The sequence below is a fragment of the Streptomyces sp. NPDC001848 genome (assembly GCF_042891915.1).
In the GTDB taxonomy this organism is placed as follows: Bacteria; Actinomycetota; Actinomycetes; order Streptomycetales; family Streptomycetaceae; genus Streptomyces.
The window spans coordinates 57,675-71,124 of record NZ_JBIATP010000004.1 but is presented as its reverse complement, the minus strand read 5'-3'; the positions used below and the strand labels follow the sequence as shown (position 1 = coordinate 71,124).

At 71.9% G+C, this 13,450-nt stretch carries 15 protein-coding genes; 4 read left to right on the top strand and 11 right to left on the bottom strand.

The annotated features are described in order from the left end of the window. Positions 1–72: 72 nt before the first annotated feature. Positions 73–588, top strand: a complete 516-nt coding sequence (locus ACFYZJ_RS09320; protein ID WP_388564720.1) for a DUF664 domain-containing protein — start codon at positions 73–75, stop codon at positions 586–588. Here ACFYZJ_RS09320 and ACFYZJ_RS09315 read toward each other — a convergent pair. From ACFYZJ_RS09315 to ACFYZJ_RS09300, 4 genes are all read right to left on the bottom strand, one after another. Continuing rightward, positions 570–1,640: an adenosine deaminase gene (locus tag ACFYZJ_RS09315; protein WP_388564718.1), complete on the bottom strand. Its 1,071-nt coding sequence runs from the start codon at positions 1,638–1,640 to the stop codon at positions 570–572. The genes ACFYZJ_RS09320 and ACFYZJ_RS09315 overlap by 19 nt on opposite strands. Positions 1,641–1,687: 47 nt before the next feature. Then, positions 1,688–2,080 (bottom strand): VOC family protein, encoded by a 393-nt coding sequence (locus ACFYZJ_RS09310; RefSeq protein WP_388564715.1) that lies wholly within the window; start codon positions 2,078–2,080, stop codon positions 1,688–1,690. A 138-nt stretch (positions 2,081–2,218) separates the two neighbouring features. Beyond that, entirely contained in the window at positions 2,219–3,148 is a 930-nt protein-coding gene (locus ACFYZJ_RS09305) for a M48 family metalloprotease (RefSeq protein WP_388564712.1), read from the bottom strand. After that, positions 3,145–3,516, bottom strand: coding sequence for a BlaI/MecI/CopY family transcriptional regulator (locus ACFYZJ_RS09300; protein WP_388564709.1), 372 nt, complete (start codon positions 3,514–3,516; stop codon positions 3,145–3,147). The genes ACFYZJ_RS09305 and ACFYZJ_RS09300 overlap by 4 nt, the downstream gene beginning before the upstream one ends. 176 nt (positions 3,517–3,692) lie before the next feature. On the opposite strand from ACFYZJ_RS09300, the gene ACFYZJ_RS09295 reads away from it, so the two are divergent. Further along, the gene (locus tag ACFYZJ_RS09295; RefSeq protein WP_388564706.1) at positions 3,693–4,373 is read left to right on the top strand and encodes a phosphatase PAP2 family protein; all 681 of its coding nucleotides are present in this window, start codon (positions 3,693–3,695) and stop codon (positions 4,371–4,373) included. Between the two features lie 3 nt (positions 4,374–4,376). On the opposite strand, the gene ACFYZJ_RS09290 is transcribed toward ACFYZJ_RS09295, so the two are convergent. Together ACFYZJ_RS09290 and ACFYZJ_RS09285 are read right to left on the bottom strand one after the other, a co-directional pair. Continuing rightward, positions 4,377–5,285, bottom strand: a complete 909-nt coding sequence (locus tag ACFYZJ_RS09290) for an oxidoreductase (protein WP_388564704.1) — start codon at positions 5,283–5,285, stop codon at positions 4,377–4,379. A 42-nt stretch (positions 5,286–5,327) separates the two neighbouring features. Continuing rightward, positions 5,328–6,692: an RICIN domain-containing protein gene (locus tag ACFYZJ_RS09285; protein ID WP_388564701.1), complete on the bottom strand. Its 1,365-nt coding sequence runs from the start codon at positions 6,690–6,692 to the stop codon at positions 5,328–5,330. A 179-nt stretch (positions 6,693–6,871) separates the two neighbouring features. On the opposite strand from ACFYZJ_RS09285, the gene ACFYZJ_RS09280 reads away from it, so the two are divergent. Then, on the top strand, positions 6,872–7,930 hold the full coding sequence (locus tag ACFYZJ_RS09280) for an acyl-CoA dehydrogenase family protein (protein ID WP_388564698.1): 1,059 nt from the start codon (positions 6,872–6,874) through the stop codon (positions 7,928–7,930). Here ACFYZJ_RS09280 and ACFYZJ_RS09275 read toward each other — a convergent pair. The 5 genes from ACFYZJ_RS09275 to ACFYZJ_RS09255 all read right to left on the bottom strand — a co-directional run bounded on the left by ACFYZJ_RS09275 (position 7,907) and on the right by ACFYZJ_RS09255 (position 12,237). Then, positions 7,907–9,049 carry an LLM class flavin-dependent oxidoreductase gene (locus tag ACFYZJ_RS09275; protein ID WP_388564696.1) on the bottom strand — a complete coding sequence of 381 codons (1,143 nt, stop codon included), beginning with the start codon at positions 9,047–9,049 and terminating at the stop codon, positions 7,907–7,909. The two genes, ACFYZJ_RS09280 and ACFYZJ_RS09275, sit on opposite strands and share 24 nt — an antisense overlap. A gap of 32 nt (positions 9,050–9,081) precedes the next feature. After that, positions 9,082–10,269 (bottom strand): SfnB family sulfur acquisition oxidoreductase, encoded by a 1,188-nt coding sequence (locus tag ACFYZJ_RS09270; protein WP_388564693.1) that lies wholly within the window; start codon positions 10,267–10,269, stop codon positions 9,082–9,084. Beyond that, positions 10,266–10,820 carry an NADPH-dependent FMN reductase gene (gene ssuE, locus ACFYZJ_RS09265; protein WP_388564690.1) on the bottom strand — a complete coding sequence of 185 codons (555 nt, stop codon included), beginning with the start codon at positions 10,818–10,820 and terminating at the stop codon, positions 10,266–10,268. Before ssuE ends, ACFYZJ_RS09270 begins: the two co-directional genes overlap by 4 nt. Positions 10,821–10,859: 39 nt before the next feature. Further along, on the bottom strand, positions 10,860–11,987 hold the full coding sequence (sfnG, locus tag ACFYZJ_RS09260; RefSeq protein ID WP_388564687.1) for a dimethylsulfone monooxygenase SfnG: 1,128 nt from the start codon (positions 11,985–11,987) through the stop codon (positions 10,860–10,862). Positions 11,988–12,159: 172 nt separating this feature from the next. After that, positions 12,160–12,237, bottom strand: a complete 78-nt coding sequence (locus tag ACFYZJ_RS09255; protein WP_353962852.1) for a putative leader peptide — start codon at positions 12,235–12,237, stop codon at positions 12,160–12,162. Positions 12,238–12,380: 143 nt separating this feature from the next. Between ACFYZJ_RS09255 and ACFYZJ_RS09250 the strand changes: the two genes are divergently transcribed. Next, positions 12,381–13,325 (top strand): LysR family transcriptional regulator, encoded by a 945-nt coding sequence (locus ACFYZJ_RS09250; protein WP_388564684.1) that lies wholly within the window; start codon positions 12,381–12,383, stop codon positions 13,323–13,325. The last annotated feature ends 125 nt before the right edge of the window (positions 13,326–13,450 follow it).

Genomic DNA, 13,450 nt, shown 5'->3' with positions numbered 1-13,450 from the left:
GAGCCGCGCTCCGGACCCCGTGCGAGCCGTATTCCGGACGCACGACGGGCGGCGATGCGCGATGGTGGATGCATGCATGCCAAGGACATCCTCATCGACGGCTACGGCCGCATCCAGGAAGAAGTCCACGCCGCCGTCGACGGCCTGGAATCGGACGAACTCAACGCCCGGCCGACCGCCGACACCAACTCCGTCGCCTGGCTGGTCTGGCACCTCACCCGCGTCCAGGACGACCACGTCGCCGACGCCTTCGACCTCGACCAGGTGTGGCTGTCACAGGGCTGGGAGAAGCGTTTCGGTCTCGACCTGCCGCGCCACGACACGGGGTACGGGCACAGCCCCGCGAAGGTCGCCAAGGTCCGGGTCGACTCCGGTGAGCTGCTGACCGGGTACTACGACGCCGTGCACGAGCAGACCCTGCAGGCGCTGCGGGGGCTGGCCGCCAAGGACCTCGAGCGGATCGTGGACGAGCGCTGGGACCCGCCGGTCAGCCTCGGGGTACGGCTGGTGAGCGTCCTGTCCGACGACCTGCAGCACGCCGGACAGGCCGCCTACGTACGGGGGCTGCTTCAGAGCGCGGCCGCGTAGCCGGGCAGCACCACGTCCCGGATGAGGGCGTTCCGCTCGTCGAACGGGATGAACGCGCTCTTGACCGCGTTCACCGTGACGGTGCGCAGGTCCTCGAGGGTCCAGCCCGCCTCCTCGACCAGCAGGGACATCTCCCGGGTCATCGTCGTGCCGGACACCAGACGGTTGTCGGTGTTGAGCGTGACCCGGAAGCCGAGGTCCTTCAGGGCGGTGATGGGGTGCTCGGCGATCGAGCCGGCGGCGCCGGTCTGGAGGTTGGAGGTCGGGCACATCTCCAGGGCGATCCGGCGGTCGCGCACCCAGCCGGCGAGGCGGCCCAGCTTGCCGTCCACGATGTCCTCGGTGATGCGGACGCCGTGGCCGATCCGCTGGGCGCCGCACACCTGGAGGGCCTGGTGGATGCTGGGCAGGCCGTGCGCCTCCCCGGCGTGGATCGTGAACGGGACGCTCTCGCGGCGCAGGTGCTCGAAGGCGGCCAGGTGGTCGGCGGGCGGGAAGCCGTCCTCGGCGCCGGCGATGTCGAAGCCGACGACACCGGCGTCGCGGTAGGCGACGGCGAGGTCCGCGATCTCACGGGTCCGGTCGAACATGCGCATCCCGCACAGCAGGGTGCCGACCCGCACCGGGGTACCGGCGGCGGCCGCCTTCGCCATGCCGGCGGCGAGCCCCTCCTGCACGGTCTCCACGACCTCGTTCAGGGTCAGCCCGCCGTTGACCATCAGCTCGGGGGCGTAGCGCACCTCGCCGTAGACGACGCCGTCCTCGGCGAGGTCCAGGACGTACTCCTCGGCGGTGCGCAGCAGGCCCTCGCGGTTCTGCATCACGGCGAGGGTGTGCTCGAAGGTGGCTATGTAGCGCACCAGGTCGCCGGAGTTGGCGGCGTCGTAGTACCAGGCGGCGAGCTCGTCCGGGTCGGTGGTGGGCAGGGTGTGGCCGACCTCCTGCGCGAGCTCGACGACGGTCGCGGGGCGCAGGCCGCCGTCGAGGTGGTCGTGCAGCACGGCCTTGGGCAGGCGGCGGAGGGTGTCGGTGTCGATGCGCGGGGCGGTCATGTGCGGTGGTTCCTCGGCGGGTTGTTCGTCAGGGGGTTGCCTGGGGACTACTCGGCGGGCTGGAGCAGGTCCCAGCGGTTGCCGTACAGGTCCTGGAAGACGGCGACCGTGCCGTACGGCTCGTGCCGCGGCTCCTCCAGGAAGGTGACGCCGGCGGCGGTCATCCGGGTGTGGTCGCGGGCGAAGTCGTCGGTGTGCAGGAAGAAGCCCACGCGTCCGCCGGTCTGGTCGCCGACCCGGCCGCGCTGTGCCTCGTCCTTGGCCCGGGCCAGCAGCAGCCCCGTGCCGTGGCCGCCGTCACCGGGCTCGACCACGACCCACCGGGACCCGTCGGCCCGCGGCTCGTCGGCCACGAGCCGGAACCCCAGAGCCTCGGTGTAGAAGCGGATCGCGGTCTCGTGGTCGTCGACGACGAGGGTGACCAGGGCGATGCGTCTCATGAGGCCTTCCGGGGGTGGGTGCGGCACGGGAGCACTGGGCGTTCACAGGGGTTATACGTAACACGTAGCGTACGCCATGCCGTCGGGCGCCCCGGTGTGGGCTGCGCCACGCCTTGTGCGGTCAGGGGTGGTGCGGTTTCAGCGCGTCTCTTCGCCCTGGGCGATCTCCACCTCGTGGTGGAAGCCGATGACCCCGGTCGCCGAGGCGCAGGCGGACACGGTGGCGCAGGCGACGAGGAGGGCGGCGATCCAGCGGGCGGCCCGGTGCGGGGCGCGCGGGGCGGCCAGGAGGGCGGCGACCCGCTGGGGCACGGGGCCGGCGGTCGCGGCGGGCACGAAGGCCGGTCGTTCGCCGGGGGCGGTGCCGGTGGCGAGGGCGGCGCGGCCGATCGCCCGGGCGGTCAGCCGCCGGTCGCCGACCACGGCGGCGGCGGCCTCGTCGGCGGCGCGCTCGACCGCGAGCCGGATGACCGGGGCCACGGACCGCAGCCCGGGGTGGCAGAGCGCGACGAGTTCGGCGACCGCGAGGAAGTAGTGGTGCCCGGCCGCGTTGTGGGCCCGCTCGTGGGCGAAGAGGGCCTCGCGCTCGTCGGGGCCGAGGCTGCGCAGCATCCCGGTGGTGACGACGATGCGGTGCGGCCGCCCGGGCAGCGCGTACGCGTCCGGGCGCGGGGAGTCGATCACGCACAGGTCGCCCGCGGTGGAGCGACGGTCCGCCTCGCTGGTGGCGACGCGGAAGGCCCTGGCCTGCCGCAGCACGGTCCGGCACAGGGTCCACAGGCACACGGCGAGCGCACCGACGGAGAACGCCGCCGCCGGCACGACGAACAGGTCGGATCCGGCGCGCAGCGGGCGTACCAGGTCACCGAGCGCGGCGAACAGCGGCAGCTGGAGCAACCCGGTGAGCACGAAGGCGCCGAGCGCGGTGAGGGAGCAGCAGGCGAGGACGACCGTGCAGCAGGTCACCACCCACAGCGCGGCCCGGGGCGCGAGACGGTCGAGGGCGCGCCGCGCGAGCGGGGGCATCGCGAACGGCAGCGTGAGGGGGAGCAGTAGCAGGAAGGTCACTGCTCACCGGATTCCAGCAGGTCCCGAAGGACGCGCTCGTCGTCTTCGCTGAGCTGGGCGACGAAGCGGGCCAGCACGGTGTGCCGGTCGCTGTCCCGGTCCAGTTCGGTGTGCATGCGCCGCGCGGTGAGCCCGTGGGCGTCCTGGACGGGGAAGTAGGCGTAGCCGCGGCCCTGGCGGCGGCGGCCGACGACACCCTTCTCGTGCAGCCGGGACAGGATCGTCGTGACCGTCGTACGGGCGAGACCGGCGCCGAGGCTCTGCTGCACCTGGCCCGGAGTCCGGGGCGCGTCCGCGGCCCACAGGGCGGCCATGACGCTCGCTTCCAGCTCGCCCGCCGGGCGGCGCTCGTCCTTCGCTTCGGCCATGGAACCTTCCTCACCCCGTTAGTCGTCTACATTCCTGTAGACCGTCTACAGAAGTGTAGTCTTCGCGGGTCCGGCCCGGCCGGACCCGCACGTCCATTATGAAAGGGGCTCCCGCGCATGGGCGCCGTACCGCGCACCGCACCGCCCTACCCGGCCCCCGCACCCGGGACGCGGTCGTGAGGCGGGCGGACACCTCCGACCTCGCCGGTTCGACGGCGCTCGGCGCGCTCGCGGCGTTCGTGCTGCTGGCGCTGACCGTGACGGGACGCGGCGGCACCCCGCTGTTCGGCGACGCGGACCTGCTGCACTGGTCGGTCGCCCACCGCCCGCCCGTCGCGGTCGCCGCGGCGCGCGCGGTGACGTACACGGGGACCGGCCTCGTCCCCTACCTCCTGGCGGCCGTGGCGGGTGTCGTGATGGGCCGCACGGCGCGCCGCGGCGCCCTCGCCGCCGTGGCCTGTGTCGCGTGTCTGGCCGTGGGTCAGGCCGTGCGGTACGGGGTGATGTCGCTGGCGGCACGCCCGCGCCCGGAGCGCGCGGACTGGGTCACGCACGCCTCGGGCTGGTCCTTCCCCTCAGGCCATACGACGACGGCCGCGCTCACCGCCGGGCTGCTGGCGCTGGCGATCCTCGTCCGTGCCCCGCGCGGCAGAGCCGGCCTCCTGACCATCGTCCTCACCTGGGGCGTCTCGGTCGGCCTGACCCGTGTGTATCTGGGGGTGCACTGGTTCTCCGACGTCCTGGGCGGCTGGCTGCTCGCCCTGTGCTGGCTGAGCCTGTGCACGTACGCCGCCACCCGCCTGGCTCCGCGGGCGCTCGCCGACGCCGCGCGGCCCGTGCGGTCCCCGGCGCCCTGAAGTTCACTCCCCCTGGCGGTGCAGCGCGTCGAGACGCGCCATCTCCTCGGCGGTCAGCCGCAACGCGCCCGCCGCCACGTTCTCCGCCAGGTGGTCCGGGTTGCCGGTGCCCGGGATGGCCAGGACGTGCGGACCCTGCTGGAGCGTCCACGACAGGCGGACCTGGGCGGGTGTGGCGCCGTGGGCCCGCGCGACGGCGTCGACCACCTCCGCCTCGTCGCCGGCCGGCCCGCGCTCGGCACCGTTGCCCGCGATCGCGAAGAACGGCACGAACGCGATGCCCTGTTCGCCGCAGATCCGCAGGAGTTCGTCCGCTTCCGGATCGGGCCGGTGGAGCCCGTACTGGTTCTGTACGCACACCACGGGCGCGATCGCCTGCGCCTCCGCGAGGTGGCGGGCGCCCACGTTGGAGATGCCGAGGTGGCGGATCAGCCCGGCGTCGCGCAGTTCTGCGAGCGCGCCGAAGTGTTCGGCGATCGAGTCGTACTTCGGCATCCGGCGCAGGTTCACCACGTCCAGGTGGTCACGGCCGAGCTGCCGCAGGTTCTCCTCGACATGGCCGCGCAGTTGGTCGGGCCGGGCGGAGGTGCCCCACTCCCCCGAGTAGTCGCGGTACGGGCCCACCTTCGTGACGATGACCAGGTCGTCCGCATACGGCGCCAGCGCGCTGTTGATGAGCTCGTTCGCGGAGCGCAGCGAGGAGAAGTAGAAGGCGGCCGTGTCGATGTGGTTGACACCGAGTTCGACCGCCCCGCGCAGCACGGCGATCGACCGTTCACGGTCGCTCGGTGTCCCGAGGTGGAAGGCGGCGCTGCCCGTCAGCCGCATCGCGCCGAAGCCGATGCGGTGGACGGGCAGGTCGCCGAGTTTCCAGGTGCCCGCGGCGTCCGCGGTGATCGTCTGTGAGGTCATGGGTGGATCATGCGCACACCCCGGGGCACGGACGCACTCGCTTTACGGATACGTGTACGTGTTCAGGGTGGTGACGGCTGAGGCGGGGTCGCCGAGGTCGTAGCGGTCCACGGCCAGGTAGTTGGGCTTCTTGCGGGCGGCCGGCTGGCAGAACCGCTGGGCGCGGTCGGCGAGTTTGGTGTTGTCCGTGCGTGCCGTGGACGTGATCGTCGCGTCACGGAAGTGGTTCATGACGAACAGCGGACGGAAGCCGGGTTCCGTGCGGGTCAGCGGGATGTTCGTGTTCGCGTCGTACCAGCGGCTGTAGCAGGACCAGTCGGAGGAGCCGATGCCCGAGCCCATGGACCAGTAGTTCTCGACGGTCCAGTCCTTCTGGTACATCACGCCGAAGCTGTCCCGGGTGAGCCCGGCGGCCTCGTCGGCGGCGCGGCTGTGGTCGGTGAAGATCAGCAGTCGGTGATTGGCGGCGATCAGATCGGCCATCTTCGGCCAGCCGTTCTGCTTCACCCCCGTCCGGTCGGGCCGGTAGAGGACGTCGGACAGGCCGCTCACCCGGGCCAGTTCGCCGCGCAGGACGCCCGGATCGACGTAGTCCTCGAGGAAGACGGTGGTGAACTGATCGGGGTGGGCCTTGAGGAAGTCCACGATCCGCTGGATGTCCACCCACAGGGCGACCGGGCGGCTGACCAGGGTGCAGCTGTCGTGGCAGAGGATCGCGCCGTCGGGGGTCTGGTGGATGTCCAGCATGAAACCGCGGATGCCGTCGGCGAGTTGCTGGTCGATCCCGCGCACCTGGTTGGGCACGAGGTTCACGAAGGGCGGGGCGAAGCCGCCGTCGACGCCGTTGGCGTAGGCGTTGTGCGCGGTGAGGAAGGTGACCTGGTCGAGGGTGCGCTGGTCGGTGGGCGGCATGGGACCGGTGGGCGAGGTGACCGGGGTGAGGTACCAGGCGGCGAGGTCGCTCGCGGAGCCGATGGCGAGTTGGGCGGGGTAGTTGGCACCGGCGGCCTTGGCGGCCACGGTCAGGTAAAGGTCGGTTCCGGGCACCTGGAGGGTGTAACGGTCGCCTCCGGCCGGTGTGATGTCCCAGGCCGCGTCGGCGCTCGCGCAGGCGACGGTGCGGGCCTGGTCGCCCGAGCGGCCGAGACAGCTGCCCGCGGTGTCGGCGCTTTCCAGGACGTACGACGATCCGTTCGCTCTGAGGTTCCACTGCTGGTGGTCCTCGTTGCCCTTGGGGTTGTGCTGTTCGACGGCTCCCCCGTGGTCGGCCGCGTCGAGCCCGGTGGTGACGCTCTGGACGTAGTAGGCACCCGCTGCGGGAACCGCGGTGGCCGCGTCGGAGGGGGAAACCACGGTCGCGGCGGCCAGCGCGGTGGCCGCGGCGAGCAGGGCGTGGGGGGTTCGCATGGGATGACCCTTCGGTCGAGGATCAGGATGGTCAGGTGCATGACACCACGTCGGGTGGTCGTACGTCAGGAGGGGAGACGTCCGCCCGGTGAAATCCGAGGACCTGTGCCCGCCCGACTCGGCGGCGCGATGCGGCGTCATACGCGAACCCGGCCCGCGGGCAGCGGAGAATCCTTCTCATGACCGCCACAGCGCACCCTCTTGTCACCCGTGCCCGACAGCTCGCCGCCGACGTCCTCGCACCGCAGGCGGAGCGTGTCGACCAGGAGGGCGTGCCCGTGAGCCACATCGAGGCCGTCAAGCGGTCGGGGCTGCTCGGGGTGAGCGCCCCGGTGGAGTACGGCGGATCGGGCGCGCCCGCCGCGGTGGCCCGGGAGAGCGCCGAGGTCCTGGCGGGGGCGTGCTGCTCGACGTGGTTCGTGCAGACGCAGCATCACACTCCGGTGATGCTGCTGGCGAAGAGCGAGCTGCCGGTGCGGGAGCGGCTGCTCGGCCCGCTGGCGCGCGGTGAGCTGCTGTCCGGGGTCGCGTACGCCCATCTGCGGTCGTATCCGCGCGTCCCGGTGCGGGTCGGGCGGGAGCGGGGCGGGTGGCGGTTCGACGGGACCGTGCCCTGGTACACCGGGTGGGGCCTCAACGACGTGATGCTGCTCGCCGGGGTGACCGATGACGACGAGGCGCTGTTCGCGTTCACGCAGGCGCGGGAGCAGCGGGGGCTGCGGGCCTCGGAGCCGATGCGGCTCGCGGCGCTCACCGCCTCGCGTACGGTCTCGCTGGAGCTGGACGGGCTGTGGCTGCCGGAGGAGGCGGTGGCGCTGCGGACACCGTACGAGCGGTGGGCGGCCACCGACCGGCCGAAGACGGTGAACACGTCACCCGCGGTGTTCGGTGTGGCCCAGGCGGCGCTCGGTCTGCTCGACGACGACACCGCCGCACCGCTGCGGGCCCGGCTCGTCGAGGTACGGCGCCGGGCCTACGCGCTGGCCGACCAGGCGGCCCCGCACGAGCACCTGCAGGAGCGGCTGGCGCTCAGGACGCAGGCGTACGAGGTGATGCGCGCGGCCACCACGGCGGCGGTGGTGGCCGGCGGCGGCCGGGCGATGATGCTGACGAGCAAGGCCCAACGGTTCGCCCGTGAGGGGATGTTCCTGCTGGTGCAGGGCCAGACGGCCGAGTCGCGCAGCGCGCACCTGGACCGTCTGGCGGGGCGGGACTCAGCTCGCGAACGGCACCTGTGACGCGAGGGCGTCCTGCTCGCCGGACGGATGCCGCCACAGGCCCTGCGCGGCCAGTCGCGGCAGCACCCCCTCCCCGAACCAGTACGCCTCCTCCAGATGCGGGTAACCGGAGAGCACGAACTCCTCGATCCCCAGCGCCGCGTACTCCTTGATCCGCTCGGCGACCTCGTCGTGGCTGCCGACCAGGGCCGTGCCCGCGCCGCCGCGTACCAGGCCGATCCCGGCCCACAGGTTGGGGTGGATCTCCAGGCCGTCCCTGTCGCCGCCGTGCAGGGCGAGCATCCGCTGCTGGCCCTCGGACTCGCTGCGGGCGAGCCCGGCCTGGACGGACCTCACGGTCTCCGGGTCGAAGCCGTCGAGCAGCCGGTTCGCCTCCGCCCATGCCTGCTCGGAGGTGTCACGGGTGATGACGTGCAGCCGGATGCCGAACCGCAGGGTCCGCCCCTCCTTCGCGGCGAGCCCCCTGATCCAGGCGATCTTCTCGGCGACCTGCGCCGGCGGCTCGCCCCAGGTGAGGTATACGTCGACGTGTCGGGCCGCGACCTCGCCCGCGACGGGCGACGACCCGCCGAAGTACACCTCGGGGACCGGGTCGGGCAACCGGGCCAGTCTCGCGTCCTCGACCTGGAGGTGCTCGCCGTGCAGGTCGACGGTCTTGCCCTCCCACAGGTCCCGGACGATCTGCAGGAACTCGCCGGTACGGCGGTAACGCGCGTCCTTGTCCAGAAAGTCGCCGTAGGCGCGCTGCTCGTGGCTCTCGCCCCCGGTGACGACGTTGAGGAGGAGCCGTCCGCCCGTCTGCCGCTGGAAGGTGGAGGCCATCTGCGCGGCGAGCGTGGGCGAGACGAAGCCGGGGCGGAAGGCGACCAGGAACTTCAGGCGTTCGGTGTTCTGGCTGACCATGGCGGTGGTCAGCCACGCGTCCTCGCACCAGGCGCCCGTCGGGGTGAGCGCGGCGACGAAGCCGAGGTCCTCGGCGGCGCGGGCGATCTGGGTGAGGTAGGCGACCGTCGGCGGCCGGTCCCGCCCGGAGGCGGTCGCCGGGGTGCCGTGGCCTCCGCCGACGACGTGGCGGCTGTCGCCGTTCGTGGGCAGGAACCAGTGGAAGGTGAGGGACACGTGGGTCTCCGATCGCGAGTGTCCGTGGGGCGTCAGAGCAGGCCGTGGCGGGGCGGCCGGGTGCCGTTCAGCACGTACCGGCCGATGTGCTGGATCTTCCAGCGGGCCGGGTCGTGCAGCGTGTGGGTGCGGGCGTCGCGCCAGTGGCGATGCAGGTTGAGGGAGTTGAGTGCCGAGCGGGTGCCCGCCACCTCGAACAGGGCGCCGGCCACCTCCACCGCGGCCTGGGCGGCCTGCACCTTGGCGGCGGCCACCGCGATGGACGCCTCGGCCGCCGAGTCGTCGGTGAGGTCGGCGCGGGCCGCGTCCACCGTGTCGGCGGCCTCACGCAGCAGCGCCTCCGCGGCCCGTACCTGGAGGACGAGTTCACCGAACCGCTGGATCAGCAGCGGATCCTCGGTCGCGGACTGGACCCCGCTCTCGAACCAGGGGCGGCTCCTGGTCCGTACGAACTCGGCGGCCTCCGCCAGAGCCCCGGCCGCGATCCCCGCGTCGATGGCCGCGTGCAGCAACTGTGCTGCGGCGCCGTGGAGCTGGGGACCTTCGAAGGTGAGGTGGTGGGAGAAGACCCGGTCGGCGGGCACCGGCACGCCCTCCAGGCGGACGGTGCCGCTGGCGGTCGTGCGCTGGCCCATGCCGTCCCAGTCGTCGATGACGGTCAGCCCGGGGGCGTCGCTCGGTACGAAGGCGACGTGGAGGCGGTCGTCCTCGGCGCGGGCGAGCACCGGGATCCAGTCGGCGAACAGGGCTCCGGTGGAGTAGTGCTTGACCCCGTTCAGGACGTACGAGCCGTCGGGCCGGGGCTCCAGGCGGGTGCGGATGTCCTGGACGTGCTTCGTGCCGGCCTCCGACTGGGCGTTGCCGAAGCGGCGGCCGGCGAGCAACTCGGCGAAGAAGAACTCCTGTTGCTGCGGTGTCCCCTGGCGACGGATCACGTTGACGTACGCGAAGTGGCTCTGCGGGATCTGGGCGAGGCTGCCGTCGGCCGAGGCGAGCAGCCGGAAGATCTCCGCCAGGGTCCGCGCGGTGACGTCCGCGCCGCCGTGCCCGGCGGGCACAGTGACGGCGAGCAGTCCGGAGGCGGAGAGCCGGTCCAGCTCCTCGCGCGGAAGCCCGCGTTCGGCGTCGCGCCGACAGGCTCCGGGCCGGAACTCGTCGGCGAGGGCGGCGGCGACGGCGAGGGCTTCGGCGTCGTCGGCGATCACATGGGCGGTGGTCATCCCGCCGCTGCCAGGACGGGGGTGTGCCCGAGGGCCGCCGAGAACTGGTCGACCACCTGCAGGAGGGCCTCGGTGGCGGCCGGCGCGATGGCCAGGGAGCCGTCCTCCTGGAGGGTGATGTCCTTGTCGAGGGTGAACCAGCCCTGAACTATGTGGGCCGCTCCCATGGAGTTGAGGACGGGGCGGAGGGCGTAGTCGATGGCCAGGACATGGGCGGTGGTGCCGCCGGTGGCCAGGGGCAGCACGGTCTTGCCGGTGAGCGCGTACTGCGGGAGCAGGTCGAGCAGCGCCTTGAGGACACCGGAGTAGGAGGCCTTGTAGACGGGGGTACCGACGACGACTCCGTCGGCGCGGGTGAACAGCTCGGTCGCCTCGACGATGGCGGGGTGGCGGAAGTCCGCGCCGAGCAGGGCCTCGGCAGGGATGGTGCGGACGTCGAGCGGGATCACCTCGTGGCCCTGCGCGGTCAGCCGCTGGTCCAGATGGCGCAGCAGCCGGTTGGTGCGGGAGGAGACGGAGGGACTGCCGGAGACGGACAGGACGGTGGCCATGGGGTCCTCTTTCGGGGCGGGGCGGTCGGTCGGGGACGGTCAGGCGTGGACGGCCACGGAGGCGGAGTCCGGTTCGGTGTCCGCGAGTTGGGCCTCCAGCTCCCGGACGAGCGGCAGCACGCGCTTGCCGAAGTACTCGACCTCCTCCTGGTAGTGCAGGAAGCCGAGCAGGAAGAGGTCGACGCCCAGCCTCTTGTAGGCGACGATGCGCTCCGCGATCTGCTCAGGGGTGCCGATCAGTCCTGTACGGAAGCCGTCGTTGTACTGGACGAGGTCCTCGAAGGTGGAGTCCTGCCACATGCCCTTTCCGTCCGCCGTGGACTTGCCCGCCTGCTTCACGGCGGCTCCGAAGCCCTCGACGGCCTCGGTGTCGGCCTTGGCGACGATCTCCCGGAGGGTCTCCCGGGCCTCGGCCTCGGTGTCACGGGCGATGAGGAAGCCGTTGAGGCCGAACTTCGGCGGTGTGCGCCCGGCTTCCGCGGCGGATGCGCGGACGTCCGCGATCTGCTCGACGACCCCGTCGAAGTCCTTGCCGTTGGAGAAGTACCAGTCGGAGACCCGGCCGGCCATGCGGCGGGCGGCCGTCGAGTTGCCGCCCTGGAAGATCTCCGGGTGCGGGCGCCCGGGGCTTGCGAGGGGCTTGGGCTTGAGGGAGAAGTCGCGCAGCCGGTAGAAGTCGCCGGCGAGTTCGACGTGGTCCTCGGTCCAGATGGCGCGCAGGGCGCGGATGAACTCCTCGGAGCGGCGGTAGCGCTCGTCGTGCTCGAGCCAGGGCTCGCCGAGGGCGGTGAACTCCCCCTTGAACCAGCCGGAGACGACGTTCACGGCGAAGCGTCCGTGCGACAGGTGGTCGGCCGTGGCACCGAGTTTGGCCAGGACGCCCGGGTGCCACAGCCCCGGATGGACGGCGGCGATGACCTTCAGGCGCTGGGTGGCGAGCAGCAGGGCGAGGCTGAAGCTGGTCGACTCGTGCTGGTACTCGGCTCCGTAGCTGGCCATGTAGCGGACCTGGCTGAGCGCGTACTCGAAGCCGTTGTTCTCGGCGAGGACGGCGAGTTCGCGGTTGTAGTCGTACCCCCAGTCGGTGCGCTGCTCGATCGTGCTGGTGACCAGTCCCCCGCTGACGTTGGGAACCCAGTAGGCGAATTTGACGGGTGTTGCGGACATGCGGAACTCCTGTTGCGGATGGTGTGCTGCGCACAGCGCGGGAACACCGAAATCGCGGGCACGGCAAAGCCCTGAATTCAGGCGCTGAGGTGAAAGCACGGCGCACGTCTGCCTGTTGGACAGGTGCGGGTGCGGGAAAAGAGGGCGGCGGATCGTGAAAGGGATCAGGTGATCAGGCCGCGGGGCAACAGGAGGCGCTGGAGACGCGCGCGAGGTCGACATGGCGTCGCCGCGTGAGGTCCAGTCGCATCTTCATGCCGTCGATCGTGGCAGCCGCCGGAGACGGCAGTCAAGGAAAACCCGACCGTTCTCGCATCGCGGACCATTGAATTTCACGAAGGCGTGACAGGGAAACCCTTGAACGGCTTCCGGACCGGACCGCATTCTGCGGCGATGCGAACGGAACAGCTGGAATACATCGCGGCCGTGACCCGGTTCGGCTCACTGCGACGGGCGGCCGAGGAACTGCACCTGTCGCAGCCCGCGTTGAGCGAGACGGTGCGGAACCTGGAACGGGAACTCGGCGTCGACCTCCTGGAGCGCAAGCGGTCCGGGGCCACGATGAGCGCCGAGGGACAGGAGCTGCTGCCGCACATCATCGACGTCCTGGACGCGGTGGACCGGCTGCGGACCGCCGCGGGCGAACAGCACCGCATCAGCCGGATGGTGCGGCTCGGCACGGTGAACGCGGCGACCGTGCCACTCGTCATCCCCGTCATGCGGGAGTTCCGCGCGACGCATCCGCTCACGCAGGTGGAGGTGGTCGGCGCCCAGCAGACCGACATCCACCGGGCCCTGAAGGAGGGCGGCTTCGATCTCGGGCTGGTCAACCACCTCGACGGCGACGACATGCCGGCCCACTTCGAGAGCACGGAACTGCTGAGGGGGCGGCCGGTGGTGTGCGTACGCCCGGACAGTCCGCTCGCGTCCAGGCCGGCGGTGTCGGCGGACGACCTGCTCACCGAGCCACTGATCGCGATGCGGTCCGGGTACGTGATGCACCGTTACGTCCATCGGCTCCTGGCGGGCCGCGACCCGTCCTTCTCGTACTCCACGGACGGTGCCGAGATGGGCAAGCTGATGGTCGCGGAGGGACTGGGCGCCACCGTACTGCCCGACTTCAGCGTCATCGGGGACCCGCTGGAGCGGCGGGGCTCGATCACCTACCGCACGATCATCGACGACACGACCCGGGTGCTGCTGATGCTGCGCCGCCGGAAGGCGGAGTCGGTGGCGCGGGCAGCGCGCGATCTGCACGCGGCGTTCGTACGCCGGGCCGCGGAGCTGGGCGGACGACTGGCGCCCGTGACGCCAGGGGCGGCCGACCACGGGGCGTAGCACCTCTCCGCCGCACCGCCCCCGGTCGGACATCTGCGCACACCTCTACACATAAAGAAGAAATAAGCGCAGAATGTGCTTGCGCCACGCTCACCGCATACCGCCCCGGTTGCGGTCGGGCGGGC

What these genes read in the sequence shown, in the direction of transcription:
- ACFYZJ_RS09320 (WP_388564720.1), top strand. Translation starts at nt 73, where the DNA reads ATGCATGCCAAGGACATCCTCATCGACGGCTACGGCCGCATCCAGGAA.
- ACFYZJ_RS09315 (WP_388564718.1), bottom strand. Translation starts at nt 1,640, where the DNA reads ATGACCGCCCCGCGCATCGACACCGACACCCTCCGCCGCCTGCCCAAG.
- ACFYZJ_RS09280 (WP_388564698.1), top strand. Translation starts at nt 6,872, where the DNA reads ATGACCGCCACAGCGCACCCTCTTGTCACCCGTGCCCGACAGCTCGCC.
- ACFYZJ_RS09310 (WP_388564715.1), bottom strand. Translation starts at nt 2,080, where the DNA reads ATGAGACGCATCGCCCTGGTCACCCTCGTCGTCGACGACCACGAGACC.
- ACFYZJ_RS09270 (WP_388564693.1), bottom strand. Translation starts at nt 10,269, where the DNA reads ATGACCACCGCCCATGTGATCGCCGACGACGCCGAAGCCCTCGCCGTC.
- sfnG (WP_388564687.1), bottom strand. Translation starts at nt 11,987, where the DNA reads ATGTCCGCAACACCCGTCAAATTCGCCTACTGGGTTCCCAACGTCAGC.
- ssuE (WP_388564690.1), bottom strand. Translation starts at nt 10,820, where the DNA reads ATGGCCACCGTCCTGTCCGTCTCCGGCAGTCCCTCCGTCTCCTCCCGC.
- ACFYZJ_RS09285 (WP_388564701.1), bottom strand. Translation starts at nt 6,692, where the DNA reads ATGCGAACCCCCCACGCCCTGCTCGCCGCGGCCACCGCGCTGGCCGCC.
- ACFYZJ_RS09300 (WP_388564709.1), bottom strand. Translation starts at nt 3,516, where the DNA reads ATGGCCGAAGCGAAGGACGAGCGCCGCCCGGCGGGCGAGCTGGAAGCG.
- ACFYZJ_RS09255 (WP_353962852.1), bottom strand. Translation starts at nt 12,237, where the DNA reads ATGCGACTGGACCTCACGCGGCGACGCCATGTCGACCTCGCGCGCGTC.
- ACFYZJ_RS09290 (WP_388564704.1), bottom strand. Translation starts at nt 5,285, where the DNA reads ATGACCTCACAGACGATCACCGCGGACGCCGCGGGCACCTGGAAACTC.
- ACFYZJ_RS09250 (WP_388564684.1), top strand. Translation starts at nt 12,381, where the DNA reads ATGCGAACGGAACAGCTGGAATACATCGCGGCCGTGACCCGGTTCGGC.